The sequence below is a fragment of the Salinivibrio sp. VGrn1 genome, assembly GCF_009377995.1.
Taxonomy (GTDB): domain Bacteria; phylum Pseudomonadota; class Gammaproteobacteria; order Enterobacterales; family Vibrionaceae; genus Salinivibrio; species Salinivibrio siamensis.
In genome coordinates this window covers 57,500-79,440 of record NZ_SATA01000006.1, presented here as the reverse complement: position 1 = coordinate 79,440, position 21,941 = coordinate 57,500, and the positions used below count along the sequence as shown (strand labels likewise).

The window sequence follows — 21,941 nt, the reverse complement described above, 5'->3', positions numbered from 1 at the left end:
CAGGCATGATAACCATCGAACAACTGCGTTTTACGTGGCCAGATCAGCCGCAACCGATCTTAGATATCGACACCTTTGCGATCGATGATGGCGAGCATGTATTTTTAAAAGGCCCCAGTGGCAGTGGGAAATCCACCCTGCTGAGCCTGATTGCAGGCATTCATACCCCACAATCGGGAACACTGACGGTCAATCATCAAGCGCTAACCGCACTGAATGATCGCCAAAGGGATCAATTCCGTGCTAACCATATTGGTTATATTTTTCAGCAATTTAATCTGCTGCCCTATTTATCGGTGATTGACAATGTCACCGTCCCGCTGCGCTTTTCTCACACGCGGCGTCAGGCACTCAGCCAGCCTGCACACCAAGAGGCGGCCAATTTACTCGATAAACTTGGTCTTCCCGCGCACTGTTACCATCAGCCAGTGACTGCGCTAAGTATCGGCCAGCAACAGCGGGTCGCAGCGGCTCGCGCATTAATTGGGGCACCAGCATTGATTATCGCTGACGAGCCCACCTCTGCGCTCGACGCAGACACCCGAAATACCTTTATTCAATTACTTCAAGACCGATGCCGTGAAGCTAATAGCAGCTTATTGTTTGTCAGCCATGACAGCCAATTGGCGCCCTTGTTTGACCGCGATGTCTCGCTTCCCGCGCTTAATCGCGCCATACACCGCGAGGAGGCCAACCAATGATTTCACTACTAGGATTGGCAGGGCAAAGCCTCAAGAATCGCCGCGCCACCGCCCTGCTCTCTTTGCTGACTGTCACCATCGCCGTGGTGCTCTTACTCGGGGTGGAGAAGGTGCGCACCCAAGCTAAGGCCAGCTTTGCCAACACCATCTCCAATACCGATTTAATTGTCGGTGCCCGCTCCGGTCCCATTAATTTACTGCTCTACTCGGTGTTTCGTATTGGTAACGCCACCAACAATATCGGCTGGGACAGTTACCAGCGCCTTCGTGAGCACTCGGATGTGAATTGGACCATTCCCATTTCACTGGGCGATTCTCATCGCGGCTTTCGCGTGGTCGGCACCACCAATGATTACTTTGCTCATTATCAATATGGTCAAAAACAACCACTCGCCTTTCGCCAAGGCGGCCCGTTTTCCGGCTTATTTGATACCGTGATTGGCGCCCAAGTGGCGAAAGAGCTGGGATACAAGATGGGCGATAGTCTGATCATTGCCCATGGACTGGCCGACAAAGGCTTTAATCAGCATGACAATTTACCCTTTACGGTCACCGGGATCTTAGCGCCCACTGGCACCCCCGTCGACCGCAGTGTGCATGTGTCGCTTGAAGCCATCGAAGCGATTCATGTCGGCTGGGAAAGTGGCGCACGACTCGGCCAAGGTCTCACCCAAGCGCAAGCGCAGCAACGCGAGCTACAACCGGAGCAGCTGACCGCAGTGATGGTGGGACTAAACAGCAAAATCAAAACCTTTGCCGTCCAGCGCTGGGTTAATACCTATCCACGCGAGCCACTCACCGCGATTATGCCCGGTATTGCCTTGCATGAACTCTGGGGTATGATGCGGGTTGGCGAGCAAGCACTGCTGGTGATCTCCGGATTTGTCGCCGTCGCCGGGCTTTTGGGCATGCTTTCAAGCCTACTTACCAGCCTGAATGAACGTCGGCGAGAAATGGCAATTTTACGTGCGATGGGCGCGCGTCCTTTGCATATTATTTTGCTTCTGGTCAGTGAGGCAGTCGCGATCACCGTCGCAGGGATCGTCTTTGGTGTGCTCCTGCTTTATGGCGGGCTGGCGCTGGCGCAGCCTTATATCCTCAGTGAGTTTGGCTTGTTCTTGCCACTCGACTGGCCATCTTCTTATGAGCTATCACTGATGGCAGGTGTGTTAATCGCCGGTTTTATCGTGGGCTTGATCCCGGCCTGGCGGGCCTATCGACAGGCGCTCGCCGATGGCATGACAATTAAGGTGTAACAGATGAAAAAACGGATAACGCTCGGTCTTATCGCTTTACTCTGTGGCCTGTTAAGCTCACTGGCGTGGGCAAGCAGTGAGCCACTCACGCTAGATTGGATTGATTTGGTCCCCGAGCACGAACGCGCCCAATTTGATAGCCGCGGGATGCCGGAAATCAGCCACGACAGTGAGAATCCACAAAGTCTTGTTGGCTCAGTTCGCCCGGAGCTCAACAACAGCCAGGTCAAAATCCCTGGCTTTGTGATCCCTCTAGAAGGCGACGATAAAGTGGTGACGGAGTTCCTATTGGTGCCCTTTCTTGGCGCCTGTATCCATGTCCCACCGCCGCCACCTAATCAGATTGTTTATGTAAAGTTTGCCGGCGGCGCGCCGATTCAACAACTATGGGATGTGGTGTATGTCGAGGGCACACTGAAAACCGAGCATGTCAGTCATGACTTGGCAGAAGTGGGATATGTGCTACAAGGCACCGAATTAACTGACTACGACGACGGATAAGTCCCTATCAATCAGTGAGCCCGATCGGCGCACCCGATGTTGTCAGACAATATAATGAGACAAGATCGCCAGTGCGCCAATGTACACGGCAATCAACAGCAGATTGATGGGGTTGAGTTTTTGCTTGCGCACACGCATCCCTACACTTGATTGTTAACACTCATAATGTTAACAAATTTAATCTTTAATTAACATATTTGCCAGCATTAAATTTTGCTGACAATCAGTGTGAGACTCGCATGGCAGAGCAAGACAAACCCGTGGTCGTCGACGCCCATCCCGACAAACGGCAACATCAAGATCACAGTTACAAAGAAGACGCGGATCTGCGTGGCAGTAAAGGACGACTGAAAGCGATTGCCAGTGAGTACCACGTGGATGCGCGCCTGCAGGAGGTTGAGCAGGAAGATCTCGCTCACCGCAGTGCCAACCGCCAGCGTCATGTGATGCAAAAGCAGCAGGCCAATCTCGAAGCCATCATCGCTCTGACCTACGACCAGTGTCATAGCGAAACCGCTCAGACCCCAGATCCAGATTGGCTAGTGCGTTTTTTCGATTTAGCACGCAATATTCACGGCCATGCGATGCAGCAGTTGTGGGCGAAGATCCTCAAACAAGAAATGCTCCGCCCCGGCAGCACCTCAATTAAAGCACTGACCATTCTCGAGACCATGACCCAGCGCGAAGCGCAAGCACTGCAACGCGCCTGTGCATTATCCAGCACCTTTGGTCAAGACAGCACCAAAAAGCTAGTCACCGGTTTTCGCCGCCGCCAAGGCTTGGTGCAACTGCTGCGCCCAGAGCCGCCTCATAAACTCTCGCTGGGTCACTATCAATTGTCTTACACCGACTTAATGCTGTTGATGGACTTGGGGCTGATCCTGCGCACTGAGCTCGAATCCGGCGTGATTGAAATGCAGCCAGCGATGCCGTTTAAACTGCAAGACACCCAATACATGCTCACCCCATTACACAAAGGGATGCGTCTTTATTACTACCGCTTTAGTCCCACCGGCCATGAGCTCGCAAAACTGGTCGGTAAACGCGTGCATCCCGATTACCACCACGCCATTTGTGAGTTGCTCGCCGAAGGCTTTGAGATGCACAGCGATGTGGGTGATACGGTCAACACCCACGCTTAATCCGACGTGCGTAGCACCCCGCGCTCACGCAGTATGCGAAGGCAGGTCGCCACATGCTCAGCGACGCTGTGATCACCGGTCAAATGGACCGCCGGTGTTTGCGGTGGCTCATAGTCTGACGATATGCCAGTAAAGGCGGGGATCTCGCCGGCACGCGCTTTTTTGTACAGCCCTTTGGGGTCGCGCTGCTCACACACTGTCAGCGGCGTATCGACAAAGACTTCGATAAACTGCCCCTCTGGCAAACGCTCGCGCACCATCTCTCGCTCCGCACGAAACGGTGAGATAAAAGCACTCAAGACAATCAGGCCCGCATCGGTCATCAACTTGGCCACTTCACCAATCCGGCGAATATTCTCGCGCCTGTCTTGATCGGAAAAACCCAGATCGCGACATAAGCCATGACGAATATTATCACCATCCAGCAAATAGGTATGGTGCCCTTCGGCCACCAAGGCCGCCTCTAGCGCGCCCGCGATGGTCGATTTACCCGAGCCAGACAAGCCGGTAAACCAAAGCACTACAGGTTGCTGCTGTTTTTGTTCGCTGCGCTGGGCTTGATCAACATGATGCTGATGCCAAATCACGTTGGGATCGGTTGGCGCAGATACAGTGTCAGTCATGAAAGTCTCCGCAATTTCGTTGGCCACGCTATGATTAAGAGGCCACCGGCGTTAAAGGAAAAACAATCGGTAACAGGGTGAGCACCACCGCGGAATACACCACAGATAATGGCAGTCCCAGACGCAAATAATCACGTAGCTGGTAATTGCCCACGCTGTATACCAATAAATTGGTTTGATACCCGTAAGGGGAAATAAAACTGGCACTGGCGCCAAACAGCACCGCCATCACAAAGGGCATAGGATCCACTCCATACCCTAGCGCCAAGCTATAGCCTAGCGGGAAAGCTAGCGCCGCCGCGGCATTGTTAGTGATAAGCTCGGTTAGCAACAAAGTCAGCAAGTACACCGCCACCAGTGCCCCTATCGCGCCCCCTGCGCTAAAAGTCGCCATAAACCAATCACTAAAGCGTGCTGAAAGCCCTGACGCCAACATCAGTTGTGCCAACGTCAGCGCCGCGCCGACAATCACCACCACTTCAACCGGAAAGCGGCGTTGTAAATCGTGCAAGGAGATAATGCCGGTGACCAGCAACACCACCAAATAAGCGGCTAAGCCATTAAGCAGCGGAACCGGGGTCAGCAAGGCAGCGCCGATCACCGCCACAAACCCTGCCAGTACCGCAACACTTTTACGCTCGGAAATACGGGTACTGGCTTCCAAGCCATTAAAGAGCACGAATTCACGCCGCAACGCTTGGCTGTCTTGGCGAAAGGTTTTACCCGGCACCAACACCAGCGTATCGCCGGCATGCAAAGGAATATTGCCCAGTCCCCCGTCGAGTTTTTCATGGCCGCGGCGAATGGCGACCACCACCGCATCAAAGGTCTCGCGAAAACGGGCGGCTTTGAGGGTTTTGCCACAAATGCTGGCGCTGTGGCTCACCACCACCTCAATCAAATTTTGTCCATCAATGTGATGCTGACCGAACAAGGTCAAGCCTGGGATCTCTTGTAAGGTCGCAACACTTTCCACATCACCAGCAAACTGCAACTTGTCACCGGCCAATAACGGCGTATCCGGACACACAGGCGCAATCACCCCGTCTTGACGATGAATTTCGGCCAAGTACAAGCGGCGTAGTGCCCGCAAGCCATTGTCGGCCACACTGCGACCGCATAAGGGCGAGTCGGCGGCTAGTCGTGCTTCAAGTACATACGGCAAGCTTTCCTCTTGTTCACCATCCTGGCGTGGCAACCGATAGCTGAACGGAATTAACACCAACAGCCCCGCCACCAGTGCCGCGGCACCGATGAACGTTGGGGTGAAAAAGCCCAAACTGGGTAAACCCGCCCGCTCAACAAAGCTGTTCACAATGAGATTGGTGGACGTGCCAATCAGCGTTAGGGTGCCACCGAGAATGGCGCTATATGACAATGGGATCAAAAGCTGCGAAGGTGAGTGACGTCGGTTACGCTTGAGCGCGCCAATCATCGACACCACCACCGCTGTGTTATTGACCAGCGCCGATAGCAGCGCGCTCGATATGCCTAATTTGGCAATCACGGTGGGTAGCGCGCCGTGCGACGCCTGTCGGGCGACCCAGCTGGTCAGATGGGTTTTCTCCAACGCACAAGAAACCAAAATCAGCAATACCAAGGTAAGCAGTGATGGCGCGGTAAAGTTCGCCGTCAGCGCTTCAACCGAGGTGAGCCCGGTTTGGAACGCCACAAACGCGGCCCCCGCAAACAAGAGTACAGGCTTTATGCGGGTGAGCACCAAGCCGGCGACAATCGCCACCAGCAAGGTGAGTACCGTGGTTTCTTGCCAACTCATCGTTTATCCCAGTTGACGCAGATCCCGCGCTTGCCAATGCGGAAAGTGCTTGCGGATCAGCTGGTTTAACTCAAGCTCAAACGCTGAGAACGACGAGGTGGTTTGCGGCTGCGTCTCCGCCACATGACGGATCATGCCCGCGCCGACCGTCACATTGGTGAGACGATCAATCAGGATAAAGCCACCGGTATTCGGGCTATCGTGATAGGTATCCAGCGGCACCGCTTCGCTCAGGGTCAGGGTGCAACGACCAATGCCATTGAGCGGCAAGGTGTCTGCGTCATGGGTGTTAAGCGTATTCACATCCACCCCATAGGACAGCGCCTCAACCTGTGCCGAGGTTTTCTTGCTGGCCAACTTAATCTCGTATTCGCGCCCCGGTGCCAGTGGGGTTTGCGTCATCCACACTACGTCGGCGTCAAATCGTTGCCCCACCGCCACGTCATCGTCCGCTCGCACCAAGAGATCGCCGCGCGAAATATCAATTTCTCTATCCAAAGTGAGGGTGACCGCTTGACCGCTAAAGGCAAATTCACGATCACCGTCAAAGGTGACGATGCGCGCGACCTTCGCGGTAAGCCCAGAAGGGAGTACCTTAACCTCATCGCCCACATGCACCTCGCCACTGGCAAGGGTGCCGGCGTAACCGCGAAAGTTCAGATCTGGTCGATTGACATACTGCACCGGAAAACGGAATGCGCCCGTCCCGCGCGATTTTTCAATGTCGATGGCTTCTAGCTGGCTGAGCAGCGGCTCGCCTTGATACCACGCCATCGCGTCACTGGCATTGACCACATTGTCGCCTTCCAGTGCCGACAAGGGCACCATAGACACCGACAAGCCGGGGTTGAGCTGATCGGCAAACGCCAAATATTGCTCTTGGATTTCATCAAACCGAGCTTGGCTATATTCCACCAAATCCATCTTGTTCACCGCTACCACAAAATGCTGAATACCCAGCAAGTTAGCGATGTATGAATGGCGGCGGGTCTGATCCAAGATGCCGTGACGCGCGTCGATTAAGATCACCGCCACATCACAGGTCGACGCGCCGGTAGCCATATTACGGGTGTACTGCTCATGGCCGGGGGTGTCAGCGATGATAAACTTGCGCTTGGAGGTGGAGAAATACCGGTACGCCACATCAATGGTGATCCCCTGCTCGCGCTCGGCTTGCAGGCCGTCTACCAGTAGCGCCAGATCGGGTTTCTCGCCCGTGGTGCCGACACGCTGGCTATCGGCATGGACCGCAGCCAGCTGATCTTCATAGATCTGCTGCGAGTCGTGCAGCAAGCGGCCAATCAAGGTCGATTTACCGTCATCGACCGAGCCACAGGTCAAAAAGCGCAATAAACTTTTGTGTTGGTGCTGTTGCAAGTAACCCTCAATACCCAGATCGGCCACCTGTTGTTGAATTGCTGGATTCATGACTGCTCCTTAGAAATAACCCTGACGCTTCTTGCGCTCCATGGACCCGGACTGATCGTGGTCGATCGCCCGCCCTTGACGCTCACTCGAGGTAGCGACCAACATCTCTTCGATGATCTCTGGCAAGGTATTGGCGTGTGACTCTACTGCCCCGGTCAATGGGTAGCAGCCCAGGGTGCGAAAACGCACCGATTTATGGGTCACGGTTTCGTCGGGCCCAATCGGCATCCGCGCATCATCCACCATGTACAAGGTGCCATCACGCTCTACCACTGGGCGCTCGGCTGCTAAATAAAGCGGAACAATGTCGATATTTTCCAGATAGATGTATTGCCAGATATCGAGCTCAGTCCAGTTAGAGAGCGGAAAAACACGAATGCTCTCGCCCGGGTTCACTTGACCGTTATAGTTGCGCCACAGCTCTGGCCGTTGGTTCTTCGGATCCCAGCGATGGTTCTTATCACGGAACGAATAGACACGCTCTTTGGCGCGGGATTTTTCTTCGTCCCGACGCGCGCCGCCAAATGCCGCATCAAATTTATGCTGATCCAGCGCCTGCTTCAGCGCTTGGGTTTTCATGATATCGGTGTGCTTGTCGGAGCCGTGATCAAAAGGATTGATCCCCTGAGCCATCCCTTCTGGGTTTTTGTGCACAATCAGATCCAGCCCGAGCTCCTTGGCAGTACGATCGCGAAAGGCAATCATGTCGCGAAACTTCCAGTCGGTATCGACATGCAGCAGCGGAAACGGGATCTTTCCGGGGTAAAAAGCTTTGCGCGCCAAATGCAGCATCACTGACGAGTCTTTGCCAATCGAATACAGCATCACGGGGTTATCAAACTCCGCCGCGACTTCCCGCAGTATATGAATGCTCTCGGCTTCTAACTGCTGGAGGTGAGTGAGTGTTTTTGCATCCATCCTAACTATCCTTTAAGCGAAGTTAACCACAGCGGTGGGGGCTTGCGTGGGGTCGGCATCGCTTACCGCGCGCCCCTCGCCAAACCATGTCAGCTGACCGGCGAGTGCCGCCACTTCGCCCACCACAATAAGCGCGGGCGACGCAGCTTGTTCCGCCAGCGACGGTAAGTTGTTGAGTTGACCGGTAAAGACTTTCTGCTCCGGACGCGTGCCGTTTTCAATCACCGCCACAGGTGTGTCCGGCGATCGACCGTGAGCCATCAGTTGGCTTTGAATATGGGCAGATTTCATCAATCCCATATAAATCACCAAGGTCTGACGCGGGCGCGCTAACGTCGCCCACTCCAAGGTGTCTTGTTCTTTTTTCAAATGACCGGTAATAAACAGTGCGGTCTGGGCATGATCGCGATGGGTGAGCGGAATACCGGCATAGGCCGTCGCCCCCGCCGCTGCAGTGATCCCGGGCACCACTTGAAACGAGACACCGGCGTTGGCAAGGGTTTGTAATTCCTCACCGCCACGGCCAAACATGAAAGGATCGCCCCCTTTTAAGCGCACCACCCGTTTTCCGGCTTGAGCATGCTCGACCAACAGGCGATTGATGTCGTCTTGGCTCACACTGTGGTAGCTCGCCCGTTTGCCCACACAAATCAGCTCCGCATCTCGGCGGCACAGCTCCATAATCGGTTCAGCCACCAAGTAGTCGTAAAGCACTACATCGGCTTGCTGCATCAACTGCAACGCGCGCAAGGTCAATAGACCCGGATCCCCCGGCCCGGCGCCAATCAACGCCACTTCGCCTTGGGTGGTGATTTGTCCACTAAGCTGTTCCAGCGCTTGCTCGGCTTGCTGGTGTTTGCCCGCCGCGACTAAATCGGCAAACCGCCCACTAAAAGCGGCCTCCCAGAATTTGCGCCGGCCCGTTAAGGTCGGAATACGCGTTTTCAGTTTGTCGCGAAACGCACCCGCCATTGCCGCCATCTTGCCGATATGTTGCGGCACCAGAGTTTCAATTTTTTCTCGTAACATCCGCGCCAATACCGGCGCTTTGCCGCCCGATGAGATGGCAATAATGATCGGGGAGCGATCAACCAAAGAAGGGACAATAAAGCTGCACTTAGGGGTATCATCAACGACATTGACTAAGATATTGCGGCTATCAGCAGCGGTGGAGACCAGCTCATTGACGAGGGCGTTGTCAGTCGCTGCAATCGCCAGTATCTTTCCATCCAGATGCTCGGGACGAAACGCCTCGCGCAAGACGGTCAATTTCCCTTGCGCTTGCGCCTCCGCAATTTCACGGTCGACGTCAGGGGCAACCACAGTGACGGCCGCGCTCACCTTGAGCAACATGCGCGTTTTGCGCCATGCGACTTCGCCGCCACCTACCACGAGGCAAGGACGGTTTTTGAGCTGAGCAAAGAGGGGGAGATAATCCATGATCGCGCATTCCCTTGATGACAATACCGCCACTATATCGCCCCACATCTATTACCTGAAATTCTATAAATTCATTTTTTATTCTTTTTTGTGATTAAAAGATCTGGAGTGCCTTTGCCTGAAAGGATTAACGATGACTGAGATCGCAAAGCGTGCAAGATATCGGTGTTGAGCGACAGCCGAAGATAATAAGCCGATCAATCGCACAGCTTTCTAGGTATGAGAAACGGCATAATTCATCTGCCTGATAACTAACGCACATTTTTCACTGGAGACTTTGTTATGCGTTTGATGCCATCTGCTGTCGCCACTGCTGTGGTAGCCGGCTTATTTGCCGCCTCTGGCAGTGCCTTTGCCGACACCATTAACCTACGTGTGATTGAAACCACCGACATTCACACCAACGTGATGGATTATGACTACTACAAAAACAAACCGTCACAAAAAATCGGCTTGGTTCGCGCCGCCACCGTGGTGAAACAAGCGCGTGATGAAGCAAAAAACGCACTATTGGTGGATAATGGTGACCTGATTCAAGGCAGCCCGATGGGCGACTACATGGCCAGCAAAGGCATTAAACCCGGAGAAGTACATCCGGTATATAAAGCGATGAACTTGCTCAATTATGAAGTGGGTAACATCGGTAACCATGAATTCAACTACGGCTTAGCATTCTTAAAAGAGTCGATTAACGACGCCAACTTCCCGTATATCAACGCCAACGTGTTCGATGCAGAGACTGGCGAGCATTACTTTGACCCGTATTTGATTAAAGAATACCAACTCAAAGATGAAGACGGTGACAGCCATACCATCAAAGTCGGCTACATCGGCTTTGTGCCGCCGCAGATCATGACTTGGGATAAAGCCAACCTTGAAGGCAAAGTGATCGCCAAAGACATTAAACAAACCGCTGAAAAGCTCGTCCCAGAGATGAAAGCCAAGGGTGCTGACGTGGTGGTGGCAATCCCACACTCTGGTATCTCCCAAGCGCCGTATAAAGCGATGGCTGAAGATTCCGTGTATTACCTCACCGATGTCGACGGCATTGATGCCATTGCCTTTGGTCACTCGCACGCGGTATTCCCTGGCGAGGACTTTGCCAATATTCCCGGCGCGGATATCGAAAAAGGCACCATCAATGGCGTCGCTAGTGTGATGGCTGGCCGCTGGGGCAGCCACGTGGGGGTGATTGATCTCGCCCTCGAGCAAGTGGACGGTCAATGGCAAGTCACTGATAGCAACGCGCATGCGCGACCCATTTTTGACCGCGCCAACAACAAGGCATTGGTTGAAGCCGATAAGGCGATGCTTGATGCGGTAGAAGCCGATCATAAAGCCACACAAGATTTTGTGAATCAACCAATCGGCAAAGCCAATGATGTGATGTACTCTTATTTGGCATTGCTACAAGATGACCCAACCGTACAAATCGTCAATCTCGCTCAACAAGATTATGTCGAGCGCATGATCCAAGGCGACCCAGATTTGGCCGATCTTCCGGTTGTCTCTGCCGCTGCGCCCTTTAAGGCCGGTGGACGCAAAAACGATCCGAGCAACTTTACGGAAGTGGAAGCCGGTCAACTGACCTTCCGCAACGCCGCCGATCTTTACCTATATCCGAATACCTTGGTGGCGCTGAAAGTCTCTGGCGCCGAACTCACCCAATGGCTGGAGTGCAGCGCCGGCCAGTTTAATCAAATCGATCCAAACGCAGCGCAGCCGCAATCGCTGATCAACTGGGACGGTTTCCGCACCTATAACTTTGACGTGATTGATGGGGTGGAATACCAAATTGATGTCACCCAGCCCGCGCGTTACGACGGCGATTGTAATGAAGTGAACCCAGAGGCATCACGGATCGTCAACCTCACCTATCAAGGCGAGCCGGTTGATCCCGAGCAAACCTTCTTGGTGGCGACCAATAACTACCGTGCGTATGGGGCAAAGTTCCCAGGTACCGGCAGCGATCATATTGCCTTTGCCGCGCCGGATGAAAACCGCACCGTGGTCGCCAACTACATCAGTCGCGTGAGTGAAGAGGAAGGTGAGGTGACCGTTAGCGCTGACAATAACTGGTCGATTGCCCCGATTAAGGGAGATGCCGTGGTGAGCTTTGAAACCTCCCCGAGTGAGCAAGCAGCGCAGTTTATTGAGCAAAAAGGCCGCTGGTCGATGACGCGAGAAGGAAAAGATGAGGTCGGATTTGCCGTTTATCATGTTGATTTAGGCCAACCTCGCCAATAATTAACGCTGAAAGATAAATAGCCTTTGAATACCGCAGCCTGTCTGCGGTATTTTTTATGTTCAATCAAGAGGAAATGACATGGAATGGCAACAGGCAACCTTTGACGCGCTGGATACGCGCACTTTATTCACACTGATGAAATTGCGTGTCGATGTGTTTGTGGTTGAGCAAGCCTGCGCCTATCCAGAGCTGGACACGCACGATACCGCGCCAGATACCGTGCATTTAATGGGCTGGCTGAATGGAGAGCTCGCCGCCTATGCCCGTATTCTCGCTCCCGGGGCAAGTTACCCAGGGAGCAGTATTGGTCGCGTGATCATTGCACCCACTCATCGCAATGGGCAATGGGGTCATCAGCTGATCCGCCAAGCCATTCAAGTATGCCAACAGCAATGGCCCGCGCAAAACATCGAAATAGGCGCTCAAGCACACCTACAGCGCTTTTACCAAAAGCACGATTTTGTCGCGTTTTCCGACGTTTACTTAGAAGACGGTATCCCACATATCGATATGCGCTTATCAGTCAGTGAGACGTCTGCCGTTTAAGCAAAAAAATCCCGCTCAAGGAGCGGGATTCATTGTCATGAAGCGTGCGCGATCGTTTCGCGATTATTTTGTCAGGCGGAAACGCTGCATAGTGCTTTGCAGTGATTGCGCCAATTGGCTCAATTCGCTACAGGCTTGCGCAGTTTGATCGGCGCCACCCGCCACTTCTTGTGCTGAATCATTGATGCGCTCGATATTGCGACTGAGCTCATCCGCCACTGAGTCTTGCTCACCACAGGCACTAGCGATCTGCATGCCCATATCAGCAATGTTCTCAACCGAGGTTTCAATCCCACGCACCAATTGCTGCGCCTGATCGCCCTGCTCCACACATTGCTCAATGCTTTCACAGCTTTGGGTGGTGGCGTTGCGCGCTTGGGTTGCAAACTGCTGCAGTTTCTCAATGATAGTGGTGATTTCACCGGTCGAATCTTGCGTTCGGCCCGCGAGGGTACGCACTTCATCGGCAACCACCGCAAAGCCACGGCCCGACTCTCCGGCACGTGCCGCTTCAATCGCTGCGTTCAAGGCCAACAAGTTGGTTTGCTCAGCGATATCACGAATCACATCCACCACCATGTTGATTTGTTTCGACTGCTGATCCAATTCATTCACAGTATCGCCGGTTTGACGCATGTCCTCGGCGACTTTGCGAATCGAGGCCACCATACCATCAATGTCTTGTGCGCCCATGCGCGACTGCTCACTCGCTTCATTGGCCGCGGTGGATGAGCTCTCGGTGTTCTGCGCTACATCCGCCACGGTGGCTTTCATTTGCGCCATCGCGGTCGCCACTTGCGACACTTCGTGTTGCTGATTTTGCATCCCCGTCGAGGTTTGGCTCGATACCGCACTCACTTCTTCGACCGCACTGCTTAGCTGGGTTACCGCGGCAATTACTTCTTCAATCAAGCTACGCAAGCTATCTTGCATGGCGATACTGGAGTCGGCCAATTTACCCATTTCATCATTGCCAATCTGGCTACGATCTAACTGGTAAGTCAGGTCGCCCTTGGCAATCGCAGACGATTGCTCCATCACCATACGTAGCGGATTAATGATCGCGCGGGTGAAGACCACCGCTACCACAATCATAAAGGCGATCACCGCAAGCAGTACCCCGATAATAGTCATGCTCACCGTAGACACTTGATTCAGCATTGAGGTGCGGTTTGAGTCAATAAAACCTTGGGTCAGCTCAGACATTTCTTTAAGCGATTTATCCAACTGGCCAAAGGTGCCAAACGACTTAGATAGGATTTTTTGCGCCGCGGTCAGTTGCCCTGCTTCGACTCTGTCCGGAAAGGCACTGAGCTCTTGATTGTATTGGTCCCAGTGATTTTGAATACGAGTAAAAATAGCACGCTCGTTGTCGTACCAAAGGCTTTCTTCATAGGCATCAAGCGCGCGGCTGTAATCGCGCTTCATGACATCGATTTCACCCAAGATTTCACGTCTTTCTGCCGGATCACTAAAGGTGAGGACCGCATACTGATCTTGACGAATACGTATTATCTCTTCATTGAGTCGCTCGATCTCAAGCACTGCAGGGAGGGTATCGTCCGTAAAGTTCAGCATATTATCGCGCATGCCGCTGACTTGGGTATAGATATAAAACCCAAAGATCACCACAGCGATACCAATCAGGGAAAAAGCCGCCGTAAACTTTTTACCAATAGATAGATTTTTCAACATGGAAAAGCGAGTCCTCAACAAAATAGTGATTAGCGTGTTAATGCCTAGACATCCATGTTGAGGCGGGCTTGCGTGTCTGTCCTACACAGCGGCACGAATACTAGCACAAAAAATAACCAAAGTGTGATGAAAGACTCATTATTTTTGCAAAAAGTCTGTCATACAATGATGGCTGATTGTGTAAGCTTTCTTGCCCTGAACAGCAACTTATCCCTTTTCCGCCCCAATGGTGTAGCGTATTCGGCCCTATTGACCGATTTATAAAAAGTAGATCAAAAATCGTCCGGCAGCGACTTTAATCACACATCGAGTAGAAAAAAGACAGAACAAGGCTGAGATAAAGAGAGGTTGACTACCGAAAGCACCCTGTTACCAGTGCTTTCGGTTGGGCTCGTGGCGTCAAAAGACTAGCGTTGGCGAGCAAAACCGCCATCAGACAAACGGAAATAGAGTACCGATTGCCCTTTCTCGGTTTCAATTTGCAGAATATCTAACGCACCACTCTGTGTACGTTTAAAGCGGATCCACTGTCCTGGCTGGATGCGACTAATCGGCTTTCCCTCACCTTCAATATTGGCAATCGCATACAGATCGGTTAACGCTAGATCGTAGCGACGAAAGACTTTGGCCAGCGTGTCACCGGGCTCAATTTGATGGCTCACCCAAGGGCTATTTTCTTTTTTTTCAGCTTGTTGAGTCGCAGGCTCAGCGGTTGACGCCGCGACTGACGAATCATTTTGCGACGCTGACGATACATTCGCCCCTGTATTCAGGGCGACGGGTTGACGAGTTTGGGGCGAGGGGGCTTTGGGCGAGGGACTAGGAAGCACAGCCAACACCAATACAGTCGGGATAAGCACCATCAATAGGCGTCGGTGTAAAGCCGGTAGGCGTTGCCAACCCTGCTTTAGCCCCGTCAAACCATGTAGGCTTTTTACGCTAGGACGGTTTTCCCATCCCGCTGTGAGTTTCTCTCGCCATCCAGCACGCAGTTTGTTCCAGTATGAACGCATTGCTGTTAACTTCATTGCCACTCCGCGCATGTTTTGTTGTTTTGTCCTCATCTTGGACGCCTTATTGGCACAAAAGTTTACCCACGAAACCATCACCTGTTATCCTTTCACACTTTATTGACGCAAAAAAGAGAGACGTTATGTCTGACGTACAACTGGAAACTGTCGAGCAGAAGGCGAGCTATGGCATCGGCCTACAAATGGGCCAACAGCTTGCCGGTAGCGGCCTAGAAGGCTTACATGTTGATGCCATTGCAAAAGGCATCAGCACCGCGCTGGCTGGCGAAATGCCAGAGATTGAAATTGACGACATCAATAACGCATTGCGTGAGCTTCACACAAAAGCGGAAGAAGTTCGTCAAGAGGCTGCAAAAGCACAAGCAGCAGAAGGCGATGCCTTCTTGGCAGACAATGCCAAGCGCGAAGGCGTCACCGTGACAGATTCAGGTTTGCAGTACGAAGTACTGGTACAAGGTGACGGTGAAATTCCAACCAGCGATAAGCAGGTGCGTGTTCACTACCATGGTCAATTGATTGACGGCAGTGTATTTGATAGCTCAGTCACACGTGGTGAGCCGGTTGAATTCCCGGTGACTGGCGTGATTAAAGGTTGGATTGAAGCCCTGCAAATGATGCCAGTTGGCTCTAAGTGGAAGTTGTATGTGCCACAAGATCTCGCCTATGGCGAGCGTGGTGCGGGCGCAGCCATTCCTCCGTTTGCTGCCCTTGTCTTTGAAGTTGAGCTACTCGACATCCTGTAATCGCTGATTGAATACAAGCGCCAAATCAGGAATGAAAAAGCGATGCCTCGGCATCGCTTTTTGTCTTTTAGTCCGGCGTTATTGCACGTATTCACGTGGGTTCACTGCGCCCCACCAGCTATAGATTTCTGGGAAAATCACATCCGCATTGGTCTCATACTCTACCGCACCAATGGTTTTATCCCCTTGCTGACCGAATAGCACCACCTCATCGTTGGGGGCCACTTGATCCGCAATATCAGTAATATCAACCATAATAGTGTTCATTGACGCAACGCCGACAACAGGCACGCGATGCCCCTGAATGAGCACATCGGCATCATTACCCATTTTACGGGGGAAACCATCCGAATAGCCGACCGGTAAATTGGCCAGAATAGAATCACGCTCCAAGGTATAAGTGCTGTCATAACCAACCGTGCTGCCCGCGGGTAAATGATGCACAGAGGCCACCTTGGTCTTAAAGCTCATGATGGGCGGAAACTCCCGGTTGGTTGGCTGATCGCCATACAGCGCCCCACCAGGGCGAACCATATCAAAATGACCCTCTGGCACGTTTAAAGTGACAAACGAGTTCGCGGCATGCAGCAAGACATCTTCACGCTTCAAGTCTGCCTGTTCAATCAACCACTCACTGTTGGTTTTAAATTGTCCTAACTTGCTGCGCACATAATCGGCTTCGTAGTTAGGAAAGTGCGTCATGATACCGACCACGTTAAAACGCGGGTCAGTGGCAATATCCAACGCGACTTGCTTACCCGACTCCTCGTTCATCTCGATGCCATTGCGGCCCATTCCACCGGCATTAAACGCCATATGGACTGGAATGGTAATATCATGTTTCTCGGCAAGCTGACGCATTTGTTCGGCTTGCTCTGCCGACCCAATCAGCTCTTGCATATTCAATGCTAATGCGCTCTCCATTTCCTGTAAGGTCGCGGTGCGCACACGCATGATCTCGCCGGTAAAACCGCCTTCACGCAAGGTCCGCGCTTCTTCATTGCTAGCAATGCCAACACAATCAATGCCACTGGCAATCACAGTAGGTAAAAGACCAGCAATACCATTGCCATAGGCATCGGCTTTCATGACCACACAAATCTTGGTGCCTTCGCTGACTTTCTGCTGCACACGTTGAATATTGTCGCCAAAGGTGGAGGTGCTCACTTCTAGCCAGCCGTTGCCATGCCCCATATAACGATTGCCGGTATCAGGCGTCGACGGCGTAGGCGAGGAGTAATCCATGACGGCGGGTGCCCCAAGGGCAACGACACCGGCGACGGCAAGCGCCACTAAAGAGAATTTTTTGTTCATAAGCTTCACTGTTGGTCACATAAATGGAGCATCCGTGACGTGTTAAATAAAAGCTGACCGCTTTTATTTATGCCTCCTGGCAATGCGCGCTGTTTATATCACAGAACACTTCACGGCTGACGAGTCACTCAATAAAAAAGATAGACAAGTTCCGCGTGTTTGAACAAAAAAACGCCACCCTAGGGTGACGTTTGAGAGAAGCGTTGTCGCAGACAAGACTCAACACGCTATATGCCAGCGCCATCATTCAAGTCATCTTCGTGCAATCCACATTCGCGTTTTAGGCCAAAAAAGCGTGTTTGTTCATCTCGCATACCTGGCTCCAAGCGCTGGGTGGTATGCACATCCCCTACCGACACATAGCCTTGGTCTCGCAAGGGATGATACGGCAAATCATGCTCGCGCAAGTAGTCGTCCACCGCTTGGTTTGACCAATCAATCACGGGCAAGAACTTAAATACTCCATGCTGGACACTGAGTATCGGCAGATTGGCGCGAGAGTCTGATTGACCCCGGCGCAATCCCGACAACCAGGTGCCGGCGTTTAGCTCTCGCAACGCGCGCTTCATCGGCTCGACTTTGTTGATGTGATTGTATTGGGTGATCCCCTCCACCCCTTGCTCCCACAGTTGGCCATAACGCGCTTCCTGCCAAGCGGGGCTAAGTGCGGCGCGATACACCCGTAAGTCCAAATCCAACCTTGTGGTTAAGGTATCGATAAACCGATAGGTCTCTGCAAACAAGTAACCCGTGTCGGTTAAAATCACTGGAATATCCGACTTCACCTGGCTGACCAAATGCAGCATCAATGCCGCTTGCACCCCAAAGCTCGACGAGAGGACAAACTGCCCTTCAAGGTGCTCTAACGCCCAGGCGACACGCTCAGATGCCGAGAGTGCCTCCAAGGTGGCATTCACCTCCGCCAATGCCAAGGCTTGCTGACTTTTATTCATCGCGGCAATGTCAGCTAAGGCTAACGTCGCGTTAGGTTGAACGGTTTCAGGCATAAAAATCCCTCTTAGATACATGCACGGGGGCAATCACCTCGCGGCGGATCAAGAAATCACCAAAGTGCTCATCCGCTTCGCGCTCTGTCGCCCAGCGACCAATCAACTGATCCAATTCTTCAAGGATCTGACGATCGGTGATGTTCTCTTTGTACATCTTAGGGATCCGGGTACCTTCCCAATTCCCACCTAAATGCAAGTTATAACGACCCGGCGCTTTACCCACCAAACCCACTTCTGCCAACATGGCGCGGCCACAGCCGTTCGGGCAACCGGTTACACGCAGTACAATCGGATCATCTTGCACCTGATGTTTTTGCTGAATTTTCTCCACTTCCGTGACAAAGTCCGGCAAGAAGCGTTCGGCTTCAGCCATCGCCAGTGGACACGTTGGGAAGGAGACACACGCCATCGAGTTGGTGCGCTGCACACTGTGTTCGTCATCAATTAAACGGTAACGGCGCGCTAACGCCTCAATCTCGTCTTTTTGCGCTTCCGGGATCCCCGCGATGATCAGGTTTTGATTCGCGGTCATGCGGAAATCGCCCTGATGAACTTTAGCTATCTCCGCCATGCCGGTTTTGAGTGGTTTTTCTGGTGTATCTCGCAAACGACCATTTTCGATAAACAGGGCGAGGTGGTATTTACCGTCAATGCCTTTGGTCCAGCCTAAGCGATCGCCGCGTCCGGTAAAGGTATACGGGCGGCTTGGCGCAAAACTCACGCCGGCGCGCTTTTCCACCTCCGCTTTGAACACATCCGCACCAACGCGATCAAGTGTGTACTTGGTTTTCGCATTTTTACGGTTTGAGCGGTTTCCCCAATCACGTTGTGTGGTGACCACGGCTTCCGCGATCTTCAGTGTATGCTCAAGCGGAATAAAGCCAAAGTCATCCGCGCGACGCGGGTAGGTGTTGGTATCACCATGGGTCATCGCCAGCCCACCACCAACGAGGACGTTAAAGCCGACAAGCTGTCCGTTCTCAGCAATGGCGACAAAGTTGAGATCGTTGGCGTGCACATCCACGTCGTTTTGTGGCGGGATCACCACCGTGGTTTTGAACTTACGTGGCAGATAACGCTCACCCAAAATCGGCTCTTTGTCTTGGCTGCCTTCGACTTTTTCACCGTCGAGCCAAATCTCTGCGTAAGCGCGGGTTTTAGGCAGCAAGTGCTCGCTGATCCGCTTTGCCCAATCATAAGCTTGCTGATGGAGCTCTGACTCCACCGGGTTGGACGTACACAATACGTTGCGGTTCACATCCCCAGCGGTGGCAATCGAGTCAATGCCATATTCATTCAAGGTCTGGTGCATGAGCTTGATGTTAGGCTTAAGGACACCATGAAATTGAAAGGTTTGTCGGGTGGTCAGGCGAATACTGCCATAGAGCGAGCTTTCACGGGCAAACTTATCAATCGCCAGCCATTGCTGGGGCGTAATGATCCCGCCCGGCATCCGCGCACGCAACATCACATTGTGCAAAGGCTCCAGTTTTTGTTTTTGTCGCTCGGCACGGATATCGCGATCATCTTGCTGATACATACCATGGAAGCGGATCAGCTGGAAATTATCATCCGTGAATCCGCCAGTGATCGGATCATCCAAGTCTTGATCAATGGTGCCACGCAAGTAATCACTTTGCTCTTTCAAACGCTCGTTATCAGCTAGTGGGCCCAGTGTATCGCCCGCAAATTTCTGCTCACTCATTAGTACACATCCCTTTGATAGCGCTTATCTTTGCGCAATTCATTAATAAAGGTTTCCGCTTGCTCACGGCTTTGTTGACCCTGTGTCTGGGCAATCTCGATTAAGGCTTCATGGACATCTTTCGCCATTTGGTTGGCATCACCACACACATAGATGTAAGCGCCATTTGATAGCCATTGCCACACTGTCTCAGCACGCGCGAGCAACCGGTGCTGGACATACACTTTCTCAGCCTGATCGCGGCTAAAGGCCACATCCATCCGCGTCAGCAGGCCAGATTTAAGGTATTGCTGCCATTCAACCTGATAGAGGAAATCGTCAGTAAAGGTGCGATCGCCAAAGAACAACCAGTTATCACCCTTTGCCTCTCGTTGCTCTCGCTCTTGCAAGAAGGCGCGGAACGGCGCGATACCGGTACCGGGACCAATCATAATGATGGGAGTGTCATCACTGGTTGGCAGTTTGAAGTTATCGTTGTGCTCAACAAACACCTTAACCGTCTCGGCCGCTTCAGCGCGGTGGGCGAGAAAGCTCGAGGCGCCGCCTTGGCGTGATTCTCCGCTCTCATGCTGATAAGCCACCAGCCCAACGGTGAGGTGTACTTCATCTTCCACTTCTGCTTGGCTAGAGGCGATCGAGTACAAACGCGGCGTGAGCCGACGCAATATCGATTGAAATTGCTCGACATTCAGGTTGACGTCCGCCAGTGCCAGCACATCAATCAGCTGAGTGCGATTCGCGAACTCGCGCAAGGCGGCTTTGTCTTCGGTCAATGCGGTGAGTGTGTCGCTTTCCGATAACGCTGCCAGCGCACTGATCTGCTGTGGGTTAGAGGCGGTGATCTCATAGTGGGCAATTAGCGCGTCTCGCAACGAGAGGCTGTCACCGTCGATATCGACGGTTTCATCGCCACGCAGACCCACCTTGGCGACGATGCTGTCCACCAGTTCGGGATCATTTTGATACCACACCCCCAAAGCATCGCCTGGCTGATATTCAATGCCGGATTCATCCAGATCCAGCTCAACATGATAAACCGCTTTATCTGAGCCTCGTCCGGTAATGCGCTGGCAGGTGAGTAGCTCAGCGGTATAAGGCGACTGTTTGGTGTATTTTGCTTGCGCGGTGGCTTGATGAAGCGGCACTACCTGCGCATCACCACTGGCCTTAAATTGTTGCTTCACCTCGGCTAAGGTTTGCTCTCGCCAAGCACTGGCCGTGGCTTCATAATCCACATCGCAATCAAGGCGGGCAACCATCGGCTTGGCGCCAAGCTTTTGCAAAAAGGCATCAAAGTCTTTCCCCGTCTGGCAGAAGTACTCATAACTCGAGTCTCCCAAGCTCAAGACGGCATAATGAAGATGATCCAGTTTGGGGGCTTTTTTCGATTGCAAAAATTCATGTAACTCAATGGCGTTATCGGGCGGCTCGCCTTCACCATTGGTGGAAGCAACAATCACAAGATGGGTTTCTTTGCCCAGTTGCTTGCCTTTGTAGCTATCTGCTGCAACCAATTTGGCCGGGATCCCAGCCGCTTCCGCTTCCTGATGCAGCGCCTCCGCCACGCCTTTAGCATTGCCGGTTTGTGACGCATACAAAATGGTTAGTGTATGGTTGGGAGCAGAACTGGCTTGTGGCATAGCATTGGGTGCCGCCGCTTCACCAGCAGGTGTTTGGCTTAACCCCCAAAAATAACCACTGATCCAGGCCAGTTGCTGCGGTGACAACTCCGCCACGGCTTGTTGCAACTGGCCTATCTGCTGATCATTGAGCGGGCTGGTTAACCCGGAGAGATCCTTGAGTAACATGGTGACGACATTCCTTGCTAACATTGCGTGAATGCTAGCGTACCCTCACCAATTA

General features: G+C 52.6%; 18 protein-coding genes. 7 read left to right on the top strand and 11 right to left on the bottom strand.

Annotated elements, in window-relative coordinates; translation table 11 throughout:
- The first annotated feature begins 5 nt into the window (after positions 1–5).
- The 4 genes from EHW56_RS10635 to EHW56_RS10620 all read left to right on the top strand — a co-directional run bounded on the left by EHW56_RS10635 (position 6) and on the right by EHW56_RS10620 (position 3,600).
- On the top strand, positions 6–701 hold the full coding sequence (locus tag EHW56_RS10635) for an ABC transporter ATP-binding protein (protein WP_152799707.1): 696 nt from the start codon (positions 6–8) through the stop codon (positions 699–701).
- Complete coding sequence (locus EHW56_RS10630; protein ID WP_077606395.1) at positions 698–1,957, top strand: ABC transporter permease; 1,260 nt, start codon at positions 698–700, stop codon at positions 1,955–1,957. Before EHW56_RS10635 ends, EHW56_RS10630 begins: the two co-directional genes overlap by 4 nt.
- Before the next feature lie 3 nt (positions 1,958–1,960).
- Positions 1,961–2,458 carry a DUF3299 domain-containing protein gene (locus EHW56_RS10625; protein WP_152799705.1) on the top strand — a complete coding sequence of 166 codons (498 nt, stop codon included), beginning with the start codon at positions 1,961–1,963 and terminating at the stop codon, positions 2,456–2,458.
- A gap of 239 nt (positions 2,459–2,697) precedes the next feature.
- Entirely contained in the window at positions 2,698–3,600 is a 903-nt protein-coding gene (locus tag EHW56_RS10620; protein ID WP_046074304.1) for a TIGR03899 family protein, read from the top strand.
- Here the strand turns inward: EHW56_RS10620 and cysC are convergent.
- From cysC to cysG, 5 genes are read right to left on the bottom strand one after another with little or no spacing between them, the layout of a single operon-like run.
- Positions 3,597–4,223: an adenylyl-sulfate kinase gene (gene cysC, locus EHW56_RS10615; RefSeq protein WP_152796087.1), complete on the bottom strand. Its 627-nt coding sequence runs from the start codon at positions 4,221–4,223 to the stop codon at positions 3,597–3,599. The genes EHW56_RS10620 and cysC overlap by 4 nt on opposite strands.
- A gap of 34 nt (positions 4,224–4,257) precedes the next feature.
- Positions 4,258–6,000, bottom strand: a complete 1,743-nt coding sequence (locus EHW56_RS10610) for an SLC13 family permease (RefSeq protein WP_152799703.1) — start codon at positions 5,998–6,000, stop codon at positions 4,258–4,260.
- A gap of 3 nt (positions 6,001–6,003) precedes the next feature.
- Positions 6,004–7,428, bottom strand: coding sequence for a sulfate adenylyltransferase subunit CysN (cysN, locus tag EHW56_RS10605; RefSeq protein WP_152799701.1), 1,425 nt, complete (start codon positions 7,426–7,428; stop codon positions 6,004–6,006).
- A gap of 9 nt (positions 7,429–7,437) precedes the next feature.
- Positions 7,438–8,346, bottom strand: a complete 909-nt coding sequence (cysD, locus tag EHW56_RS10600) for a sulfate adenylyltransferase subunit CysD (protein ID WP_046074308.1) — start codon at positions 8,344–8,346, stop codon at positions 7,438–7,440.
- A 12-nt stretch (positions 8,347–8,358) separates the two neighbouring features.
- Complete coding sequence (gene cysG / locus EHW56_RS10595) at positions 8,359–9,786, bottom strand: siroheme synthase CysG (protein ID WP_152799699.1); 1,428 nt, start codon at positions 9,784–9,786, stop codon at positions 8,359–8,361.
- Positions 9,787–10,077: 291 nt separating this feature from the next.
- Here cysG and cpdB point away from each other — a divergent pair, with 291 nt between their 5' ends.
- Together cpdB and EHW56_RS10585 are read left to right on the top strand one after the other, a co-directional pair.
- Positions 10,078–12,033, top strand: a complete 1,956-nt coding sequence (gene cpdB, locus EHW56_RS10590; RefSeq protein WP_370517157.1) for a 2',3'-cyclic-nucleotide 2'-phosphodiesterase — start codon at positions 10,078–10,080, stop codon at positions 12,031–12,033.
- Positions 12,034–12,112: 79 nt separating this feature from the next.
- Positions 12,113–12,580 carry a GNAT family N-acetyltransferase gene (locus EHW56_RS10585; protein WP_046074311.1) on the top strand — a complete coding sequence of 156 codons (468 nt, stop codon included), beginning with the start codon at positions 12,113–12,115 and terminating at the stop codon, positions 12,578–12,580.
- A gap of 63 nt (positions 12,581–12,643) precedes the next feature.
- Here EHW56_RS10585 and EHW56_RS10580 read toward each other — a convergent pair whose 3' ends face one another.
- Entirely contained in the window at positions 12,644–14,275 is a 1,632-nt protein-coding gene (locus tag EHW56_RS10580; protein WP_152799697.1) for a methyl-accepting chemotaxis protein, read from the bottom strand.
- A 407-nt stretch (positions 14,276–14,682) separates the two neighbouring features.
- Positions 14,683–15,303, bottom strand: coding sequence for a LysM-like peptidoglycan-binding domain-containing protein (locus EHW56_RS10575; RefSeq protein WP_172970028.1), 621 nt, complete (start codon positions 15,301–15,303; stop codon positions 14,683–14,685).
- 125 nt (positions 15,304–15,428) lie between these two features.
- Between EHW56_RS10575 and EHW56_RS10570 the strand changes: the two genes are divergently transcribed.
- Positions 15,429–16,049, top strand: coding sequence for an FKBP-type peptidyl-prolyl cis-trans isomerase (locus tag EHW56_RS10570; RefSeq protein ID WP_077606404.1), 621 nt, complete (start codon positions 15,429–15,431; stop codon positions 16,047–16,049).
- Between the two features lie 78 nt (positions 16,050–16,127).
- Here the strand turns inward: EHW56_RS10570 and alr are convergent, their stop codons facing one another.
- The 4 genes from alr to EHW56_RS10550 all read right to left on the bottom strand — a co-directional run bounded on the left by alr (position 16,128) and on the right by EHW56_RS10550 (position 21,886).
- Entirely contained in the window at positions 16,128–17,363 is a 1,236-nt protein-coding gene (gene alr / locus EHW56_RS10565) for an alanine racemase (protein ID WP_077578821.1), read from the bottom strand.
- A 227-nt stretch (positions 17,364–17,590) separates the two neighbouring features.
- Positions 17,591–18,370 (bottom strand): phosphoadenylyl-sulfate reductase, encoded by a 780-nt coding sequence (locus EHW56_RS10560; protein WP_077666599.1) that lies wholly within the window; start codon positions 18,368–18,370, stop codon positions 17,591–17,593.
- The gene (gene cysI / locus EHW56_RS10555) at positions 18,363–20,078 is read right to left on the bottom strand and encodes an assimilatory sulfite reductase (NADPH) hemoprotein subunit (protein ID WP_152796097.1); all 1,716 of its coding nucleotides are present in this window, start codon (positions 20,076–20,078) and stop codon (positions 18,363–18,365) included. The genes EHW56_RS10560 and cysI overlap by 8 nt, the downstream gene beginning before the upstream one ends.
- Positions 20,078–21,886: an assimilatory sulfite reductase (NADPH) flavoprotein subunit gene (locus EHW56_RS10550; RefSeq protein ID WP_152796099.1), complete on the bottom strand. Its 1,809-nt coding sequence runs from the start codon at positions 21,884–21,886 to the stop codon at positions 20,078–20,080. Before EHW56_RS10550 ends, cysI begins: the two co-directional genes overlap by 1 nt.
- Positions 21,887–21,941 lie beyond the last annotated feature (55 nt).

Excerpts from the sequence above, each read along its gene's own strand:
- EHW56_RS10635 (WP_152799707.1), top strand. The coding sequence starts at position 6 with ATGATAACCATCGAACAACTGCGTTTTACGTGGCCAGATCAGCCGCAA.
- EHW56_RS10630 (WP_077606395.1), top strand. The coding sequence starts at position 698 with ATGATTTCACTACTAGGATTGGCAGGGCAAAGCCTCAAGAATCGCCGC.
- EHW56_RS10625 (WP_152799705.1), top strand. The coding sequence starts at position 1,961 with ATGAAAAAACGGATAACGCTCGGTCTTATCGCTTTACTCTGTGGCCTG.
- EHW56_RS10620 (WP_046074304.1), top strand. The coding sequence starts at position 2,698 with ATGGCAGAGCAAGACAAACCCGTGGTCGTCGACGCCCATCCCGACAAA.
- cysC (WP_152796087.1), bottom strand. The coding sequence starts at position 4,223 with ATGACTGACACTGTATCTGCGCCAACCGATCCCAACGTGATTTGGCAT.
- EHW56_RS10610 (WP_152799703.1), bottom strand. The coding sequence starts at position 6,000 with ATGAGTTGGCAAGAAACCACGGTACTCACCTTGCTGGTGGCGATTGTC.
- cysN (WP_152799701.1), bottom strand. The coding sequence starts at position 7,428 with ATGAATCCAGCAATTCAACAACAGGTGGCCGATCTGGGTATTGAGGGT.
- cysD (WP_046074308.1), bottom strand. The coding sequence starts at position 8,346 with ATGGATGCAAAAACACTCACTCACCTCCAGCAGTTAGAAGCCGAGAGC.
- cysG (WP_152799699.1), bottom strand. The coding sequence starts at position 9,786 with ATGGATTATCTCCCCCTCTTTGCTCAGCTCAAAAACCGTCCTTGCCTC.
- cpdB (WP_370517157.1), top strand. The coding sequence starts at position 10,078 with ATGCCATCTGCTGTCGCCACTGCTGTGGTAGCCGGCTTATTTGCCGCC.
- EHW56_RS10585 (WP_046074311.1), top strand. The coding sequence starts at position 12,113 with ATGGAATGGCAACAGGCAACCTTTGACGCGCTGGATACGCGCACTTTA.
- EHW56_RS10580 (WP_152799697.1), bottom strand. The coding sequence starts at position 14,275 with ATGTTGAAAAATCTATCTATTGGTAAAAAGTTTACGGCGGCTTTTTCC.
- EHW56_RS10575 (WP_172970028.1), bottom strand. The coding sequence starts at position 15,303 with ATGAAGTTAACAGCAATGCGTTCATACTGGAACAAACTGCGTGCTGGA.
- EHW56_RS10570 (WP_077606404.1), top strand. The coding sequence starts at position 15,429 with ATGTCTGACGTACAACTGGAAACTGTCGAGCAGAAGGCGAGCTATGGC.
- alr (WP_077578821.1), bottom strand. The coding sequence starts at position 17,363 with ATGAACAAAAAATTCTCTTTAGTGGCGCTTGCCGTCGCCGGTGTCGTT.
- EHW56_RS10560 (WP_077666599.1), bottom strand. The coding sequence starts at position 18,370 with ATGCCTGAAACCGTTCAACCTAACGCGACGTTAGCCTTAGCTGACATT.
- cysI (WP_152796097.1), bottom strand. The coding sequence starts at position 20,078 with ATGAGTGAGCAGAAATTTGCGGGCGATACACTGGGCCCACTAGCTGAT.
- EHW56_RS10550 (WP_152796099.1), bottom strand. The coding sequence starts at position 21,886 with ATGTTACTCAAGGATCTCTCCGGGTTAACCAGCCCGCTCAATGATCAG.